Annotated in this window: 13 protein-coding genes and 1 pseudogene; 1 reads left to right on the forward strand and 13 read right to left on the reverse strand. The window is 69.4% G+C overall.

Annotated elements, in window-relative coordinates; all coding sequences use genetic code 11:
- Window positions 1–21 precede the first annotated feature (21 nt).
- Both pgi and V8690_RS09620 read right to left on the reverse strand, forming a co-directional pair.
- Window positions 22–1,674: a glucose-6-phosphate isomerase gene (gene pgi / locus V8690_RS09615; RefSeq protein ID WP_338777311.1), complete on the reverse strand. Its 1,653-nt coding sequence runs from the start codon at window positions 1,672–1,674 to the stop codon at window positions 22–24.
- 69 nt (window positions 1,675–1,743) lie between these two features.
- The gene (locus V8690_RS09620) at window positions 1,744–2,988 is read right to left on the reverse strand and encodes an MFS transporter (protein WP_338777313.1); all 1,245 of its coding nucleotides are present in this window, start codon (window positions 2,986–2,988) and stop codon (window positions 1,744–1,746) included.
- Between the two features lie 221 nt (window positions 2,989–3,209).
- Here V8690_RS09620 and V8690_RS09625 point away from each other — a divergent pair.
- Window positions 3,210–3,663, forward strand: a pseudogene (locus V8690_RS09625) (MarR family transcriptional regulator); the annotation flags it as partial.
- A 60-nt stretch (window positions 3,664–3,723) separates the two neighbouring features.
- On the opposite strand, the gene V8690_RS09630 reads toward V8690_RS09625, so the two are convergent.
- From V8690_RS09630 to uvrC, 11 genes are all read right to left on the reverse strand, one after another.
- Window positions 3,724–4,311 (reverse strand): Imm21 family immunity protein, encoded by a 588-nt coding sequence (locus V8690_RS09630; protein WP_338777315.1) that lies wholly within the window; start codon window positions 4,309–4,311, stop codon window positions 3,724–3,726.
- 686 nt (window positions 4,312–4,997) lie between these two features.
- Window positions 4,998–5,333 carry an RNA polymerase-binding protein RbpA gene (locus V8690_RS09635; protein ID WP_078649359.1) on the reverse strand — a complete coding sequence of 112 codons (336 nt, stop codon included), beginning with the start codon at window positions 5,331–5,333 and terminating at the stop codon, window positions 4,998–5,000.
- Window positions 5,334–5,570: 237 nt separating this feature from the next.
- The gene (gene secG, locus V8690_RS09640; RefSeq protein ID WP_338777332.1) at window positions 5,571–5,807 is read right to left on the reverse strand and encodes a preprotein translocase subunit SecG; all 237 of its coding nucleotides are present in this window, start codon (window positions 5,805–5,807) and stop codon (window positions 5,571–5,573) included.
- 95 nt (window positions 5,808–5,902) lie between these two features.
- Window positions 5,903–6,679 (reverse strand): triose-phosphate isomerase, encoded by a 777-nt coding sequence (tpiA, locus tag V8690_RS09645; RefSeq protein WP_338777334.1) that lies wholly within the window; start codon window positions 6,677–6,679, stop codon window positions 5,903–5,905.
- A 5-nt stretch (window positions 6,680–6,684) separates the two neighbouring features.
- Entirely contained in the window at window positions 6,685–7,896 is a 1,212-nt protein-coding gene (locus V8690_RS09650; protein WP_338777337.1) for a phosphoglycerate kinase, read from the reverse strand.
- A gap of 142 nt (window positions 7,897–8,038) precedes the next feature.
- A complete protein-coding gene (gene gap / locus V8690_RS09655) occupies window positions 8,039–9,046 on the reverse strand; it encodes a type I glyceraldehyde-3-phosphate dehydrogenase (protein WP_279546861.1) in 1,008 nt (335 codons plus the stop codon).
- Window positions 9,047–9,289: 243 nt separating this feature from the next.
- Window positions 9,290–12,244 (reverse strand): M14 family zinc carboxypeptidase, encoded by a 2,955-nt coding sequence (locus V8690_RS09660; RefSeq protein ID WP_338777339.1) that lies wholly within the window; start codon window positions 12,242–12,244, stop codon window positions 9,290–9,292.
- 151 nt (window positions 12,245–12,395) lie between these two features.
- Window positions 12,396–13,385, reverse strand: a complete 990-nt coding sequence (gene whiA, locus V8690_RS09665) for a DNA-binding protein WhiA (protein WP_338777341.1) — start codon at window positions 13,383–13,385, stop codon at window positions 12,396–12,398.
- Window positions 13,376–14,455, reverse strand: a complete 1,080-nt coding sequence (gene yvcK / locus V8690_RS09670; RefSeq protein WP_338777343.1) for a uridine diphosphate-N-acetylglucosamine-binding protein YvcK — start codon at window positions 14,453–14,455, stop codon at window positions 13,376–13,378. Before yvcK ends, whiA begins: the two co-directional genes overlap by 10 nt.
- The gene (rapZ, locus tag V8690_RS09675; RefSeq protein ID WP_338777346.1) at window positions 14,452–15,411 is read right to left on the reverse strand and encodes an RNase adapter RapZ; all 960 of its coding nucleotides are present in this window, start codon (window positions 15,409–15,411) and stop codon (window positions 14,452–14,454) included. Before rapZ ends, yvcK begins: the two co-directional genes overlap by 4 nt.
- A complete protein-coding gene (uvrC, locus tag V8690_RS09680; protein ID WP_338777349.1) occupies window positions 15,408–17,480 on the reverse strand; it encodes an excinuclease ABC subunit UvrC in 2,073 nt (690 codons plus the stop codon). Before uvrC ends, rapZ begins: the two co-directional genes overlap by 4 nt.
- Between the last annotated feature and the right edge of the window lie 129 nt (window positions 17,481–17,609).

Here is a 17,609-nt window from a genome sequence, read left to right on the forward strand (position 1 = left end):
GCGTTCCCCGCCCGGGGGCCGTCACTGCCGGCCGCGCAGCTCCCGGTACGTGGCGACCAGGGCCTTGGTGGAGGCGTCCAGGCCCTCGACCACGGCGCCCTCGGTCAGCGCGGGCTCGACGCGCTTGGCCAGGACCTTGCCCAGCTCCACGCCCCACTGGTCGAAGGAGTCGATGTTCCACACCGCGCCCTGCACGAACACCTTGTGCTCATAGAGGGCGACCAGCTGGCCGAGAACGGACGGCGTCAGCTCGGGCGCCAGGATCGTGGTCGTCGGGTGGTTGCCCTTGAACGTCTTGTGCGGCACCAGCTCCTCCGGCACGCCTTCGGCCCGCACCTCCTCCGGGGTCTTGCCGAAGGCGAGCGCCTGCGTCTGGGCGAAGAAGTTGGCCATCAACAGATCGTGCTGCGCCTTGAGCCGGTCGCTCAGCTCACCGACCGGCCGCGCGAAGCCGATGAAGTCCGCCGGAATCAGCTTCGTCCCCTGGTGGATGAGCTGGTAGTAGGCGTGCTGCCCGTTGGTGCCCGGCGTGCCCCACACCACCGGCCCGGTCTGCCACTCCACCTCACACCCGTCGCGGTCCACCGACTTGCCGTTGGACTCCATGTCGAGCTGCTGGAGGTAGGCGGTGAACTTGGACAGGTAGTGGCTGTAGGGCAGCACCGCGTGCGACTGGGCGTCGTGGAAGTTGCCGTACCAGATACCCAACAGGCCCAGCAGCAGCGGCACGTTGGATTCGGCGGGCGCAGTCCCGAAGTGCTCGTCGACGATCCGGAAGCCTTCGAGCATCTCCCGGAAGTTGTCCGGGCCGATGGCGATCATCAGGGCCAGACCGATCGCGGAGTCGTACGAGTAGCGGCCTCCGACCCAGTCCCAGAATTCGAACATGTTGGCCGTGTCGATACCGAACTCGGCGACCTTCTCGGCGTTCGTCGACAGGGCGACGAAGTGCTTGGCGACGGCGGCCTCGTCGCCGAGCGCGTCCAGCAGCCAGCCGCGTGCGGACGTGGCGTTGGTGACCGTCTCGATGGTGGTGAAGGTCTTGGAGGCGATGACGAACAGCGTCTGAGCCGGGTCCAGGTCCCGCACCGCCTCGTGCAGGTCCGCGCCGTCCACGTTCGACACGAAGCGGACCGTCAGGTCGCGGTCGGTGAAGGCGCGCAGCACCTCGTACGCCATCGCGGGCCCCAGGTCGGAGCCGCCGATGCCGACGTTGACCACGTTCCTGATGCGCTTGCCGGTGTAGCCGGTCCACGCGCCGGAGCGGACGCGGTCGGCGAAGTCGGCCATCTTGTCGAGCACGGCGTGCACGCCCGGCACCACGTTCTCACCGTCGACCTCGATGACCGCGTCCCGCGGCGCCCGCAGCGCGGTGTGCAGCACGGCCCGGCGCTCGGTGGTGTTGATCTTCTCGCCGCGGAACATGGCGTCCCGGAGTCCGAAGACGTCGGCGGCGGCGGCCAGTTCGCGCAGCAGTCGCAGGGTGTCGTCGGTGACGAGGTGCTTGGAGTAGTCGACGTACAGGTCGCCGACCCGGAGGGTGTACGCGGTGCCGCGGCCGGAGTCGGCGGCGAACAGCTCGCGCAGCTGGACGTCGCCCAGCTCCTCGCGGTGCTTGGCCAGTGCCGTCCACTCGGACGTCTGGTTGAGCCTGGTACGGCCGTCTGCGTTCATCTCGGACTTCAGCCTTCTTTCCTGTCCTGCCTGCGTACCTTGCCCCGCTGCCGGTCCCAACTTAATTGATCAGCGCGTGACATCGGCTGTCGTGGCGCCGTCGTCCGGCTCAACAACATCTACGTTGACGTTGAGCGCGGGTATCAGCGCGATGACGGCGAGGACGAAGAATGCGGCCGTGAGCAGGGGCGGGGTGTTCGGCCCCCAAGCCGTGGCGACAGCCCCGCCCAGCAGGGCGCCGAGAGGTACCCCGGCGAAGGCCAGGGTCCGGAAGGCCGAGCTGACCCGGCCCAGCAGGTCGGCGGGGCTGCGCTCCTGCATCAGCGTCGTCGTGTTGACGTTCCACACCATGCCCATGAGCCCGAAGGCGGCCAGCGCGCACACCAGCACGGTCAGGCTGCGCACCGTGCCCATGACGACGAGGGCGGCGGTCTGCACCGAACCGGCGAGGAGCACGGACCACAGCCGGCCAAGACGCGCGACCAGCCGGCTGTTCACCACTCCCCCGGCCAGACTGCCCAGGGTGAAGGCCGCGCCCGCCGCGGCGTACCCCGCGGGGCCCGCGTCAAGCCAGTCGGTGACGAGGACGACCAGCATGGCGAGCTGGGCGCCCATGCCGATGTTGCACAGAGCGGTGGCGGCGCACAGGCCGCGCAGGGCACGGTCGCGCCACAGGGCGCGCAGCCCCTCCGCGATCTCGCGGCGCAGGGTGCTGCCCGACCGTCTCGGCTTCCGGTCGGACCCGGCGGCCGGCAGTGAGGCCACCAGCGCGGCGGCCACCAGGAAGGTCACGGCGTCGGCCGCGAAGGGCACAGCCGCCCCGGCCGCCAGCAGCAGCGGGACGACGGGCCCGCCCAGCAGGCCGCCCGCGATGCGCTGGCCGGTCAGCAGCCGGGCGTTGGCACTGCCGAGGGTGTCACGGTCGACGAGGGCGGGCAGCAGCGCCGTGGCGGCGTTGTCGAAGAGGGTCTGGAGGGTGGTCAGGGCGAAGGCCAGCACGATGAGCAGGCCGATCGAGGCGTGACCGAGCGCGACGGCCACCGCGAAGGCGGCGACCAGCAGCCCTCGTAAGGCATCCACCCTCCACATGGCACGCCGCTGGTCCACGCGGTCGGCGACGGCCCCGCCGAGCAGGCCGAATACGATCCAGGGCAGATAGCCGCAGGCCGTGACGGAGGCGATGAGCAGCGGCTCGTCGGTCAGCGTGACGGCCAGCAGGGGCAGTGCGGCCGTACGCAGCGCGTCACCGAAACTGCTCAGCACGGCGGCGCCCCACAGCCGCCCGAAGCCCCCGCGCCACGCGGGCGCGCGCATGCTTCCCACCTCGACCGTCACCACTGCTCCCCCTCTACGGTCCGCCCGATGCAACAAACCGTAGAGGGCACCACTGACAATCGGTCCGCGAGCGGCCGGCCGCCGGTGCGGAAAGCGACTGCGGAAAGCAGCTCCGTAAGTTGTTCGGTGGCCTAGGACGAGTTGCAGTGAATGCCGCATTCCGGTTGTTCGGTGCGGCGGGGGAATGCAGCGTCGCGATCATGGAATTACTGACCGGAACTATCACTGACCAGGCGCCGGCAAACCCGGCCGCCACCGATGACATGCTGGCCACTCAGCCGGTCGGCCACTGGTGCGGCCTGACCCATGCGACCGTCACCCGGCACCTGTGTGATGCCATGGCCAAGATCGACGTCACGCAGCCGCAGTACTGGGTACTCAACCCGCGTGAACGGCGGTCCCACAGCGCCGAGCCGCGAGGAGGTCGTCGCGCAGCTGACGCACCTTGCCGACGGGCCGCACGAAATCGCCAGGGTCGTCGACCAGTTGCTCCACCGCGAATGGCTCCGGATCGACGACGGGAAGCGCCTGCACCTCACGGATGCCGGGGAGGCCGCCAGAACGCGGCTCCGTGAGCTGGCGACCGAGGTACGCGGGGTGGTCCACCAGGGCATCAGCGACGAAGAATACGTGGCCGCGCTTAAGGTACTGCGCAACCCATCTGCACAACCTTGCGCGCCGCGCCTGACCGCACCCGACCGAAGCACTGCCCGTTCAGGATTCGGTGGGCACGAGCTGGACCAGGCCGACCCAGTTCTCCTTGTCCACCTTGGTGTGGGTGGCGCGGACCCTCCAGCGGCCGACGGGCAGCGGGACCGATGCCTGGGCGGGCATCCCGCCGCCGGGATACTCGATACCCAATTCGGAGCCCGCTTCGGCGGAGTCCATGAGCACGGCCGGACCTTCCGACACCCACGCACCGCACTCCTCCCACTCGGTGGCCGGGGCTGCAAGGACAGCTTCTGCCGGGGCCCTCAGTCCGGCCTCGGAGTCGGCGGCAAGCCACCGCAGGAACGCTCGGCGCTCGGGCAGATAACAGCTGGTGGCCGGCTCGTCCGCCAGCACCAGTGCCTGCGCACCGTTCTCGCCAACGGTGATCACACCGGCCAGACCGTCCACCGCACAGGCCCGGTCGTAGTCGTCTGGAGCGGTGGCGTCTCCCGCCATGACCCCGCTCTCCGTGCACCCGCGCCATAAAGCCAGGGCGGAGACGGGGACGACGATCAAAGGGCCGCCCATCGACTCCACCCAGACAGGGGAGGGGTGGGACGCATCGACTGCGGTGGATGAAGAGGCGCTCATGCAGTCAGTGTGCCCTTGCCCACTGACAACGTCCGCAGCGCTCATTGGCGCCCAGCACAGGGAACGGCTCAGCGCCTGCGGCAGCCGGCGGTTACGGGACAGTTTTTAGCGGACCGTGCTCTGTATCGTGCATGCCATGAAGAAAGTCGCCTTAAGCTGCAGCTCAGTGCTGCTGTTCACAGTCGCTGGCCTCCTCTTTCTTGTCGCGATCAGAACATACTTCGATGACCCACTCCCTCAAGCCCCTCCTGAGCCGCAACCAGAGCAACCAGGGTCGCATGCGATATCGGTCATCAGTGCCATTAGCGGCCTAGTCACTGCCGCGGCTGGACTGATCACAGCGATTGCCGCACTGCGCACTTCCCGACAGGCTTCGGCTCACGGGTCGCCCCCAGCCCCAGGCACAACCCAGCTGCCTCACAGCCCCACCGATCCTCCCAGGAACGGGTGAGAGCACCCAGAAGGCCATGTGTGCCCCTTAAGTGCCCGATCGAACGGCGACCGGCGGGGAACTACAGGGAGCGTCGGCGAGTATCCCGGGAACACGCAAGTCAGCGTCTCGCCAGGTCAGGCGACATGCGGTTACGCGATCTTCCAAGCAGGTGCTCCAGGACCTGGGTAGTGCGCTTGACTCGGTCATTGAAACTCCGGCCGGGCACCCGCTGGTGCCCGGCCGGTCTCAACTCCTAGATCTCGCCCCGCAGTTTGGCGAGCGCCTCGGCGAGGATCGCCTCGCCGTCCGCGTCGCTGCGCCGCTCCCGCACATACGCCAGGTGCGTCTTGTAGGGCTCGGTGCGCGGCGGGTCCGGCGGGTTCTCCCGGTCCTGGCCGGCCGGAAAGCCGCAGCGGGGACAGTCCCAGGTGTCGGGCACCTGCGCGTCGCTGGCGAAGCTCGGCTGGGTCTCGTGTCCGTTGGAGCACCAGAAGGAGATGCGCAGCCGGGGCGCGGACTCGCCGCGCTCGGCCTCGCCCATCGGCCCCGCCCCGACCCGGCTTCCCCGGATCGCGTTGCCACTTGCCACGGTCGTAACTCCCTGCGTGATGGTGCCGCGAAGCGAGTCGGCGTTCCGCTTCGCTGCGAGCGCCTCAGTCTACGTAAGGCCCAACGCGCGTCCAGTGATTGGAGTTACAACCCTCACACCTAGACGCAAGCCCCATGATAGGCCGCGCTTTGCCGCGCGTACCGAACATGGGGCCTTACGTACGTATCGCGTGAATACGCAGTGCGTGCGTACGTATGCGTGCGGAATGCGGGCCGGTCAGTTGTTCATCTTCATCAGGATGCCGAGCACGATGATGCACGCGAACCAGAGCAGACCGACCACGACGGTGATCCGGTCGAGGTTGCGTTCGGCGACCGAGGAGCCGCCGACGGAGGACTGCATGCCGCCACCGAACATGTCGGAGAGGCCGCCGCCCTTCCCCTTGTGCATCAGCACCAGCAGCATCATCAGCAGGCTGAAGACGATCAGGGCGATCGAGAACCCCAAAACCACGGCTGGACCAACTTCCTCGGATTCGGATGGACGACGCGGGGTCCAGCACAGTGCTGGACCCCGCAAGGGTACGACGGATCGCGCCTACCGCATACTCACTGGTCGCGGAAGCGCACGATCTTGACGAACTCGTCGGCGTCCAGCGAGGCGCCGCCGACCAGGGCGCCGTCGATGTCGGCCTGGGCCATGATCTCGGCGACGTTGCCGGACTTCACAGAGCCGCCGTACTGGATGCGGACCTTGTCGGCCACGTCCTGCGAGTACAGCTCGGCGATCTTGCCGCGGATCGCCGCGCAGACCTCCTGGGCGTCCTCGGCGCCGCAGACCTTGCCGGTGCCGATGGCCCAGATGGGCTCGTAGGCGATCACGATGGTCTCGGCCTGCTCGGCGGAAAGGTCCTTCAGACCGCCCTCGACCTGGGCGAGGGTATGGGAGACGTGGTTGCCCGCCTCACGGACCTCCAGCTCCTCGCCGACGCAGAGGATGGGGGTCAGGCCGTGCTTGTAGGCGGCTTTGACCTTGGCGTTCACCAGCTCGTCGGTCTCGGCGTGGTACTGGCGGCGCTCGCTGTGGCCGATGGCGACGAACGTGCACTTCAGCTTGGCCAGCATGGGGCCGGAGATCTCACCGGTGTAGGCACCGCTGTCGTGTGCCGAGATGTCCTGGGCGCCGTACTTGATCTTGAGCTTGTCGCCGTCGACCAGGGTCTGTACGGAGCGCAGGTCGGTGAAGGGCGGCAGGACGGCGACCTCGACGGCCTCGTAGTCCTTGTCGGCCAGGGCGAAGGCGAGCTTCTGGACGTGGGCGATGGCCTCGAGGTGGTTGAGGTTCATCTTCCAGTTGCCCGCCATCAGCGGCGTGCGCGTGCTCATCTAGGTCAGTCCTCCAGTGCGGCGAGGCCGGGGAGCGTCTTGCCCTCGAGGTATTCGAGGGAGGCGCCGCCACCGGTCGAGATGTGGCCGAATGCCGTCTCGTCGAAGCCCAGGGTGCGCACGGCGGCGGCGGAGTCGCCGCCGCCGACCACGGTGAAGCCCTTGGATTCGACGAGGGCCTGGGCGACCGCCTTGGTGCCCTCGGCGTAGTCGGGGTGCTCGAAGACGCCCATGGGCCCGTTCCAGAAGACCGTGGCGGCGTCGGCGAGCTTGGACGCGTACAGCTTGCGGGTCTCGGGCCCGATGTCGAGGCCCTCCTCGTCGGCCGGGATGGCGTCCGCGGCGACGGTGGTGGGCTTGGCCGGGGCCTTGGTCTTCAGGTCCGGGAACTCGGCCGCGACCAGCGTGTCGACGGGCAGGACCAGCTCGACGCCGGTCTTCTCCGCCCGCTCGATGTACTCCTGGACGGCGGGGATCTGGTCCTCCTGGAGGAGGGACTTGCCGATCTCGTAGCCCTTGGCCTTGAGGAAGGTGTAGGCCATGCCGCCGCCGATGAGGAGCCGGTCGGCCCTTCCGAGCAGCTGGTCGATGACGGCGAGCTTGTCGGAGACCTTGGCGCCGCCGAGGGCGACGACGTAGGGCCGCTGGAGGTCCTCCGTCAGCTTCTTCAGGACGGCGACCTCCTTGGCGATGAGGTAGCCGGCGGCGTGCGGCAGCCGGGCCGGGAGGTCGTACACGGAGGCGTGCTTGCGGTGCACGGCGCCGAAGCCGTCGCCGACGTAGAGGTCCGCGAGGGCGGCGAGCTGGTCGGCGAAGGCGCCGCGCTCGGCGTCGTCCTTGCTGGTCTCACCGGCGTTGAAGCGCAGGTTCTCGACGACCGCGACCTGGCCGTCGGCGAGGGCGGCGACGGTGGACCGGGCGGACTCGCCGACCGTGTCGGTGGCGAACCGTACGTCCGTACCGAGGAGCTCACCGAGGCGCGCGGCGGCCGGGGCGAGGGAGAAGGCCGGGTCCGGGGCGCCCTTGGGACGGCCCAGGTGCGAGGCGACGATCACCCGGGCGCCCGCGTCGGCGAGGGCCTTGACCGTGGGCAGCACGGCGCGGATCCGGCCGTCGTCGGTGATGGTGGTGCCGTCCAGCGGCACGTTCAGGTCGGCGCGGACGAAGACCCGCTTGCCGGCCACCCCTTCGGAGAGGAGTTCGTCGATCGTCTTCATGAGGGGACTCCTGGAAGAGCTCGTGATCGCTCGTAAGCGCTCGTGATCGAACAGCTCTGATCTGTACGTGAGTCAGGGCTCGGACAGCGCATTCTCGCGCTGCCCGAGCCCTGCTCTCACATGGACGTGCCTGCTCTGTGGATCAGAGCTGGTTGCCGACGAAGACCGTCAGGTCGACGAGGCGGTTGGAGTAGCCCCACTCGTTGTCGTACCAGCCGATGACCTTCACGTTCTTGCCCTCCTGGACCATGGTCAGGGAGGAGTCGAAGGTGCAGGACGCCGGGGCGTTGACGATGTCGGACGAGACGATCGCGTCCTCCGTGTACTCGAGGATGCCCTTCAGCTCGCCCTCTGCGGCCTTCTGGAAGGCGGCGTTGACCTCTTCCTTGGTGACCTCGCGGCCGAGTTCGATGACCAGGTCGGTGACCGAACCGGTCGGGACCGGGACGCGCATGGCCATGCCGTCCAGCTTGCCCTTGAGCTGCGGGAGGACCAGCGCGGTGGCCTTGGCGGCACCCGTGGTGGTCGGGATGATGTTCTCGGCGGCGGCACGGGCGCGGCGCAGGTCCTTGTGCGGGAAGTCCAGGATGCGCTGGTCGTTCGTGTACGCGTGCACCGTCGTCATCAGACCCTTGACGATGCCGAAGTTCTCGTCGAGGACCTTGGCCATCGGCGCCACACAGTTGGTGGTGCAGGAGGCGTTGGAGATGACGTGGTGGTTCGCCGGGTCGTACGTGTCCTGGTTGACGCCCATCACGATGGTGACGTCCTCGTCCTTGGCCGGAGCCGAGATGAGGACCTTCTTGGCGCCGCCGGCGATGTGCTTCTCGGCGTCGGCCTTCTTGGTGAAGATGCCGGTCGACTCGATGACGATGTCGACGCCCAGCTCGCCCCACGGGATGTCGGCGGGATTGCGCTCGGCGAGGACCTTGATGGTCTTGTCGCCGACGGTGATGGTGTCCTCGGTGTGCGAGACCTCCTGCTTGAGGCGGCCGAGGATGGTGTCGTACTTCAGCAGGTGAGCGGTGGTCGCGGTGTCACCCAGGTCGTTGACAGCCACGATCTCGATGTCTGCACCCTGCTCCAGCAGCGCGCGGAAGTAGTTACGACCGATGCGGCCGAAGCCGTTGATGCCTACGCGGATCGTCACGAACCGATCTCCTCGTTGGTACGCCGGCCATGAAGAGCCGGCGAGCTCTGTTTGGGATGTCCCCGACCGCCTACGACCCTACCTCCCTGAGGCTGCGGTGGTGACATCCAGATGCCCCATACACGGCAGGGCGGTCCGTACCGGCCAGTAGGGGTACGGACCGCCCGTCGTCGAGAGCGAGATCACTCGATTTCGCTACTCGGCGTGGTGCCTGTTGACGGAGAGTTCCCAGCTCCTGTGGGGTCACACGTCGAGGGAGGCGAGCGCCTTTCTCATCAGTGCCGCCCGGTCGGCCGCGGTGGCGACGTGCTCCAGGCCGAAGCCCAGCAGCACGGTGTCGTCCGTGGTGACCGCGCCGTAGGTCTGGAACAGGGCCCCGGTGCGGGCCCAGTCCTTGAGGACGGCCGGGCTGCCCGCGGGCGGTCCGGCCACCTTCCAGGCGCCGAGCGAGGTCTCGAAGCCCTCGGTCTCCTTCGCCGTGCCGCCGACGACGAGCGAGGCGTCGTCGGCGAGGACGCCGTACCCGCCGGTGCCCGGGTCGGTGACGTAGCTGATCGAGACCTCGACCGTCTTGCCGGCGTACGCGCTCAGGTCGAATTCCACTTGCCGCCAGCCGCCGGAGGAGCCGGTGAGGCTGTTCCACGATCCGGTGCTGCCGGTCGCGGCGCAGCCGTCGTCCGACAGGGTCAGGTAGTGCTTCAGCCAGGGATGCTCACGGACGTAGAAGCCGCCCTCGCACTCGGTCGGGACGGTGGCCTTGGTGGCGCCGCCCGTCTCCGGCAGGGTCGTCCAGTCGTCGGCGCCCGCCGTGTGGGCCTCGACCAGGACGTTGTCGTAGCCGGGCTCGGTGTCCCACATCAGCTGGGTACGCAGGGTGGGCTTGTCGGTCGTGGTGACGCCGGTGAGGTCCACGGTACGGGTGAGGCGCTTGTAGGCGTGGTCGGTGTGGACGGCGGCGGCCATCGAGGAGCCCGCGTACGGGCCGTAGGGGTTGACCGCTCCGGCGAACTGTCCGGCGCCCTTGCTCGCGAACTGCGGGAACTGGTCGCCGGGCAGCTCGTCGGAGGTCACGCCGTACCGGCCCGCCTTGTCCAGGGGGTTGCCGGGCGCGGCGGCGAGCGGGCCCGTGAAGCCGCCCAGCTCACCGGAGCCGGTGAAACCGGTGGCGCCGCCGGCCGAAGTACGGCTGTAGGCGCCCAGGTAGTACTGGCTGAAGTCGTTCGACAGGGTGCCGGCGCCGAGGTCGACGCTGCCGCCGGCCTGCTCGCCGGCCTCGATCAGCCTGCCGCCCTCGTTGAGGAAGGCGCGCAGCTGAAGCTGGGTGGCGTTGCCGGGGACGCTCGCGCCCGTGTAGTGGACGACGGTGTCGAAGTGGCTCAGCACGCCGAGCGCGTCCGGCGCGCCCTGCTTCGCGACGTCCCAGACGATCGCCTTGCGGCCGTTGGCCTTGAGGGCGTCCACATACTTCTGTGCCTGCGTGGCGGCCGCGCCCTCCTCGGCGACGACGAGGGTGTTCGCCTTGGGCCGCTCGGCGACGGTGTAGGTGAAGCGCTCGCTGGAGACCTTCTTTCCGTTCCTCGTCTCCGCGGTGAACCACACCTCGACCTTGTCGCCGGGGTCGCCGTCCTCGACCTTCGCCCGGTACTCGTCGAAGTAGAGGTTGTCCTCACCGCCGTAGGTTTCGCCGCCCTTCCAGGGCTTGAGCGCCATGTCCTCGGTGCGGCCGCCGTTGACGCGGTACTTCAGCTCCTTGTCGCGCAGCGACTTGCGGGCCACGACGGAGACTTCCTGGTCGGCGCCGCGGGAGTGCGACACCGGGAACACGGCCGGGGTGAAGTCGGCTGCCTTCAGCCCGACCGACGAGGACGGCCGGTCGGGGTGCGAGGCGGACTCGGCGACGGAGAGCGCGAACGGGACGTTCTTGGCGTACTCCTGCTGGATCAGCTTCTCGTCGTCCGGGAAGGTGAAGATCGACCGGCAGTCGGACGCCTTCCACTCGTCGTTCGGGTCGGCGTCGGAGGCGGACTGACAGGTCGACATCTCGGGGGTGAACATCGCCAGGCCGTTGACGTTCGCCGCGTGGCCGTCGGCCTCGCCGTTGGTGGTGTACAGCTCGGAGGAGACCTGCGGGTGGTAGCCGGGGATCGCGGGGTTCTCGGGCGTCCCGGCGAGCGCCTCGTAGACGACGTCGTCCGGGGTGGACGTGGCCACCTGCCAGCCGACTCCGTAGAGGATGAGTTCGGCGGCGGAGTGATAGTTGATGCCGTACGTGAAGCCGATCCGCTTCTGGAAGGCGTCAAGGGCCTGGGTCTCCGGCTCGGAGTTGGGTCCCGCGCCGCGGTAGGTCTCGCTGGCGGGGTTGGGGGACGATCCCTCGTTGTCGTAGCCCCACTTGTAGGCGAAGTTGCGGTTGAGGTCGACGCCGTCGCCGGTGCCGATGACGCCGTCGCCGTTGACGTCCCGCAGGTTCTTGCGCCACAGGCGGTTGTCGTCACTGGCGTGGGTGTGGTCGTAGCCGTCGGGGTTGGCCGAGATGACGAACCACAGTTCGGTGGAGTCGACGATCCTCTTGATGCGCCGGTCCTTGTTGTAGTTGTCCAGGTAGTGGTGCATCAGGCGCCGGGTCATCTCCGGCGTGATCCACTCGCGCGCGTGCTGGTTGGACAGGTAGAGGACCGAGGGCTTGGAGCCGTCCTTGGTCTTCTTCGCGCCCTTGGTGAGCTTCAGCGCGAGGATGTCCTGGCCCTTGACCGTCTTGCCGATGGAGACGACCTTGGTGAGGCCGGGGTTCTCCTGCGCGGTCCTGAGGATCTCCTCCTTCAGGCCGCCCTTGCCGCTGTACGGGCGGAACACGCCCTCGGCGGCGTCCTCGACGCGGGCTTCCGCCTTGGCGGAGAGGTCGTGCTCGGTGAGGTCGACGCCCTGCTTCTCCAGCTTCTTCGCCTGCTGGTCGGTCAGGTAGACCTCGATGGTCGCCGTGCCCTTTTTGGGCACCTGCTCGCTGAGTTCGTGGCCGTCCTGGCCGGCCGCGAGCAGCAGGGGTACCTGCTCGCGGGTGACGTCGGCGCGGAAGACCTTGACTTCGTCCGGGTCGGGCGGGGATGAACCGTCCGGTTGTGCCTGGGCGATGGGTGCGATGCTCGCTCCGCCGAGCAGGAGCGCGCCGACAGCGAGGATCGATCTCGCTCTTTGTCTCATGAACCCCCCTAGTGTGGGCTCGCCACAGCAGCGAATAGATGCCAGGCTCATGACAGTCCATGATCGAGTCAAGAGCGCCCCAACGACACGCAAGAGCCGGTGCCGACCACCCAAATGGCGGTCGGCACCGGCTCCTTGACGGACTGTGGGATCAGCCTACGAGATTGTCGGCCAGCTCCTCGGAGAGGTTGGCCTCGGTGCCCGGAATGCCCAGGTCGGAGGCGCGCTTGTCGGCCATGGCCAGCAGGCGGCGGATCCGGCCGGCGACGGCGTCCTTGGTCAGCGGCGGGTCGGCGAGCGCGCCCAGCTCCTCCAGGGAGGCCTGCTTGTGCTCCATACGCAGCCGGCCGGCCGCGGCGAGGTGCTCGGGCACGTCCTCGCCGAGGATCTCCAGCGCGCGCTGTACCCGGGCACCGGCGGCGACGGCCGCGCGGGCCGAGCGGCGCAGGTTGGCGTCGTCGAAGTTGGCGAGCCGGTTCGCCGTGGCCCGCACCTCGCGGCGCATCCGGCGCTCCTCCCAGGCCAGCACCGACTCGTGGGCACCGAGCCGGGTGAGCAGGGCGCCGATCGCGTCGCCGTCGCGTACGACCACCCGGTCCACGCCGCGGACCTCGCGGGCCTTCGCGGGGATCTGGAGGCGCCGGGCGGCGCCGACCAGGGCGAGCGCGGCCTCGGGGCCGGGGCAGGTCACCTCCAGGGAGCAGGAACGGCCGGGCTCGGTGAGCGAGCCGTGGGCCAGAAAGGCGCCCCGCCAGGCGGCCTCGGCGTCGCAGGTGGCCCCCGAGACCACCTGCGGGGGCAGGCCGCGGATCGGGCGGCCCCGCCCGTCGACCAGGCCGGTCTGGCGGGCCAGCTGGTCACCGCCCGCGACGACGCGCACGACGTAGCGCGAGCCGCGGCGCAGTCCGCCCGGTGCCATCACGATCAGCTCCGAGCTGTGGCCGAAGATCTCCAGGATGTCCCGCTTGAGGCGGCGGGCCGCCATCGCCGTGTCCAGCTCCGCCTCGATCACGATCCGACCGCTCACCAGGTGAAGGCCGCCGGCGAACCGCAGAATGGCGGAGACCTCCGCCTTTCTGCAGCAGGTCCGGGTGACGGGGAGCCGGGAGATCTCGTCCTTCACCGCTGCCGTCATCGCCATGGGCCGATCCTTCCATGCATCCGAAAAATACGGTCGTACGCGGCGGCCAACAGCTCCGGGTCATGCCTCGGGGTCCCGTCGGGCCGGGCCACCGGCGCCAGCTCGACCGCGGCCCCGAACCGCTTGGCGGCATCGGTCAGGGAGTCGCGATCGGGCACGGCGGCCTCGTCGGCCAGCACCACGTCCAGGGCGAGTTTAGGGGCGTGTCGTCCCAAAACCTCCAAATGACGCTGCGGGGAGAAGCCCTCTGTTTCTCCGGGCTGCGGGGCGAGGTTCAGGGAGAGTACCCGCCGGGCCTTGGTCTGCGTGAGCGCGTCCAGCAGCTCGGGCACCAGCAGGTGCGGGATGACCGAGGAGAACCAGGAGCCGGGGCCGAGCACCACCCAGTCCGCGTCCAGGACGGCTTCGACCGCCTCGGGCACGGCGGGCGGGTCGTGCGGCACGACGTGCACGGACTGCACCTCGCCCGGGGTGAGGGCGACGGTGGCCTGGCCGCGGACCGTGTCCACCTCGTCCGGGCGCGCCGGGTCGTGGCCCTTGACCAGGGCCTGGAGCTCCAGCGGGACGGCGGACATGGGCAGCACGCGTCCCTGCGCGCCGAGCAGCCGTCCGACCAGGTCGAGGGCCTGGACGTGGTCGCCGAGCTGCTCCCACAGGGCGACGATCAGCAGGTTGCCGACCGCGTGTTCGTGCAGGTCGCCCTTGGACTGGAAGCGGTGCTGGATGACGCGCGCCCAGGTCTGGCCCCAGTCGTCGTCACCGCACAGCGCGGCCAGGGCCTTGCGCAGGTCGCCGGGCGGCAGCACGCCCAGTTCGTCGCGCAGCCGGCCGCTGGAGCCTCCGTCGTCGGCCACGGTGACCACGGCGGTGAGGTCGCCGGTGATCCGGCGCAGCGCGGCCAGCGAGGCGGACAGCCCCATGCCGCCGCCCAGGGCGACGACCTTGGGCTGGGTGCCCCGGCGGCGGGGTCTTCCGCCCCGGGCCTCGGCAGGCCGGCCGCCCCTTCCGTCGGTGCTGCCCTCGGGCACCACCCGGCGCAGCCGGCTCAGCCGCGGAGTACGTCGTGTCATTCGCGTCCCATGTCCCGGTGTACGACCACCGTCTCCACGCCCTCGGCGGCGAGCCGGGCGGCGAGCTTCTCCGACATGGCGACCGAGCGGTGCTTGCCGCCCGTGCAGCCCACGGCGATGGTCACATAGCGCTTGCCTTCACGGCGGTAGCCGGTGGCGATGAGCTGGAGGAGCTCCGTGTACCGGTCGAGGAACTCCTTGGCGCCGGGCTGGTTGAAGACGTACCCGGACACCTCGTCGTTCAGGCCGGTGAACGGGCGCAGCTCCGGGACCCAGTGCGGGTTCGGCAGGAAGCGGCAGTCGACGACCAGGTCGGCGTCGACCGGCAGCCCGTACTTGTAGCCGAAGGACATGACCGTGGCCCGCAGCTCCGGCTCCTCCTCGCCGGCGAACTGGGCGTCCATCTTGGCGCGCAGCTCGTGCACGTTGAGGCTGGAGGTGTCGATCACCAGGTCGGCGTCGCCGCGCAGCTCGCGCAGCAGCTCGCGCTCGGCGGCGATGCCGTCGACGATCCGGCCGTCGCCCTGGAGGGGGTGCGGGCGGCGCACCGACTCGAAGCGGCGCACCAGGGCCTCGTCGGAGGACTCCAGGAAGACGATCCTCCGGGTGACGTTCTTCGCCTCCAGGTCGGCGAGGGACTCGCGGAGGTTGTCGAAGAAGCGGCGGCCGCGGACGTCGACGACGACGGCGATCCGGGCCACGTTGCCCTGGGAGCGGGCGCCGAGCTCCACCATGGTGGGGATCAGCGCGGGCGGCAGGTTGTCGACGACGAACCAGCCGAGGTCCTCCAGACATTTCGCGGCCGTCGAGCGGCCGGCCCCGGACATGCCGGAGATGATCACCAGCTCGGGGATGGCCGCGTCCGGGACTCCGGCCTTGTCGTTGGGCGTGCCCGTACTCACCTGTGCTCCGTCTCCGGCTTGCTCTGCTTGCCCGTCGTGCTCGTTCACATTCATGTCTCCTGCCCCCGTCGTTCGTCCGGGGCGCCCGTCCGCACGGGCTCCCCACCGGCACCCATGGTGCCGGGTTCCTCTTCCATGATCTCTCCAGTCGCCGTGTTGACGGCGGGTGTGGCCGGGGCCGCCTGGGCGAGGGCCGCCGCGATCGTCTCGGCGGTCTTGCGGCCTATGCCGGGAACCTCGCAGATCTGGTCGATGGTGGCGGATCGCAGCTTCTTCAACGAACCGAAGTACTTCAGGAGTGCCTGCTTGCGCGTGTCCCCGAGCCCCGGGACGTCGTCCAGGGGGCTGGCGCGGAAGCGCTTGGACCGCTTGGTGCGCTGGTAGGTGATCGCGAAGCGGTGGGCCTCGTCACGGACCCGCTGGAGCAGGTACAGGCCCTCGCTGGTGCGGGGCAGGACCACCGGGTCGTCGTCACCGGGCAGCCAGACCTCCTCCAGGCGCTTGGCGAGGCCGCACACGGCGATGTCGTCGATCCCGAGGTCGTCCAGGGCCCGCCGGGCGGCCGCGACCTGAGGGGCGCCGCCGTCGACGACCACGAGCTGCGGCGGGTAGGCGAACTTCTTGGGGCGGCCGTCGTCCTCGGTCAGGCTCGTTCCGATGGTCTCGCCGCTCTCGGCGGTCTCCCCGTCCTGGGTGGTCTCGTCCGCCCACTCGCCCGTCCTCTCCTTCTCGGCGAGGTAGCGGCGGAAGCGTCGGGTGATCACCTCGTGCATGGAGCGAACGTCGTCCTGCCCGGCGAAGCCCTTGATCTGGAACCGCCGGTACTCGCTCTTGCGGGCCAGGCCGTCCTCGAAGACGACCATGGAGGCCACCACGTCGTCGCCCTGGAGGTGGGAGATGTCGTAGCACTCGATCCGCAGCGGGGCGCTGTCGAGGTCGATCGCGTCGGCGATCTCCTCCAGGGCACGCGAGCGCGTGGTCAGGTCGGAGGCGCGCTTGGTCTTGTGCAGGACGAGCGCCTGCTGGGCGTTGCGCTGCACCGTCTCCATGAGGGCCTTCTTGTCGCCGCGCTGCGGGATGCGCAGGGAGACGCCCGAGCCGCGCCGGCCGGTGAGCCACTCCTGGACGGGCTCCACAGGGTCGGGCAGGGCGGGGACCAGGACCTCCTTGGGCACGGCGTCGCCCGTCTCCTCGCCGTACAGCTGCTGGAGGGCGTGCTCCACGAGGGCGCCGGTGGTGATCTCCTCCACCTTGTCGGTGACCCAGCCGCGCTGGCCGCGCACGCGTCCGCCGCGCACGTGGAAGATCTGGACGGCCGCCTCCAGTTCGTCCTCGGCGACCGCGATCAGATCGGCGTCGGTCGCGTCGGCGAGCACGACCGCGTTCTTCTCCATGGCCTTCTTCAGGGCCTCGATGTCGTCGCGCAGCCGGGCCGCCCGCTCGTACTCCATCTCCTCGGCCGCCTCGCCCATCTGCTGCTCCAGGCGGCGGATGTACGTGTTCGTACGGCCGGTCATGAAGTCGCAGAACTCGTCGGCCAGTTCGCGGTGCTCCTCGGCGGAGACCCGGTCCACGCAGGGGGCCGAGCACTTGTCGATGTAGCCGAGCAGGCAGGGGCGGCCCGTACGGGCGGCGTTCTTGAAGACGCCGGCCGAACACGTGCGCACGGGGAAGACGCGCAGCAACAGGTCGACGGTGTCGCGGATCGCCCACGCGTGCGCGTACGGCCCGAAGTAGCGGACGCCCTTCTTCTTGTGACCGCGCATCACCTGCACGCGGGGGAACTCCTCGTTCATCGTCACCGCGAGGTACGGGTAGCTCTTGTCGTCGCGGTACTTGACGTTGAACCGGGGGTCGTACTCCTTGATCCACGAGTACTCCAGCTGGAGCGCCTCGACCTCCGTGGACACCACCGTCCACTCCACGGACGCGGCCGTGGTGACCATGGAGCGGGTGCGCGGGTGCAGGCCCGCCAGGTCCTGGAAGTAGTTCGCCAGGCGCTGGCGCAGGCTCTTCGCCTTTCCGACGTAGATCACCCGGCGGTGCTCGTCACGGAACCTGTAGACCCCCGGCGAGTCGGGGATCTCACCCGGTTTGGGGCGGTAGCTGGAGGGGTCGGCCATGTCTCACACCCTACTGGCGAGCACCGACAGTCCGACGGGACGGCGGGGCACGAGCACGGGCTCGGCGAGGGGGCGGTTTCCAACGGCATGCCCCGCCCGGGGTTACGGCACGCCGGGAGCGGGAATGGA

The organism is Streptomyces sp. DG1A-41 (assembly GCF_037055355.1).
Classification (GTDB): Bacteria; Actinomycetota; Actinomycetes; order Streptomycetales; family Streptomycetaceae; genus Streptomyces.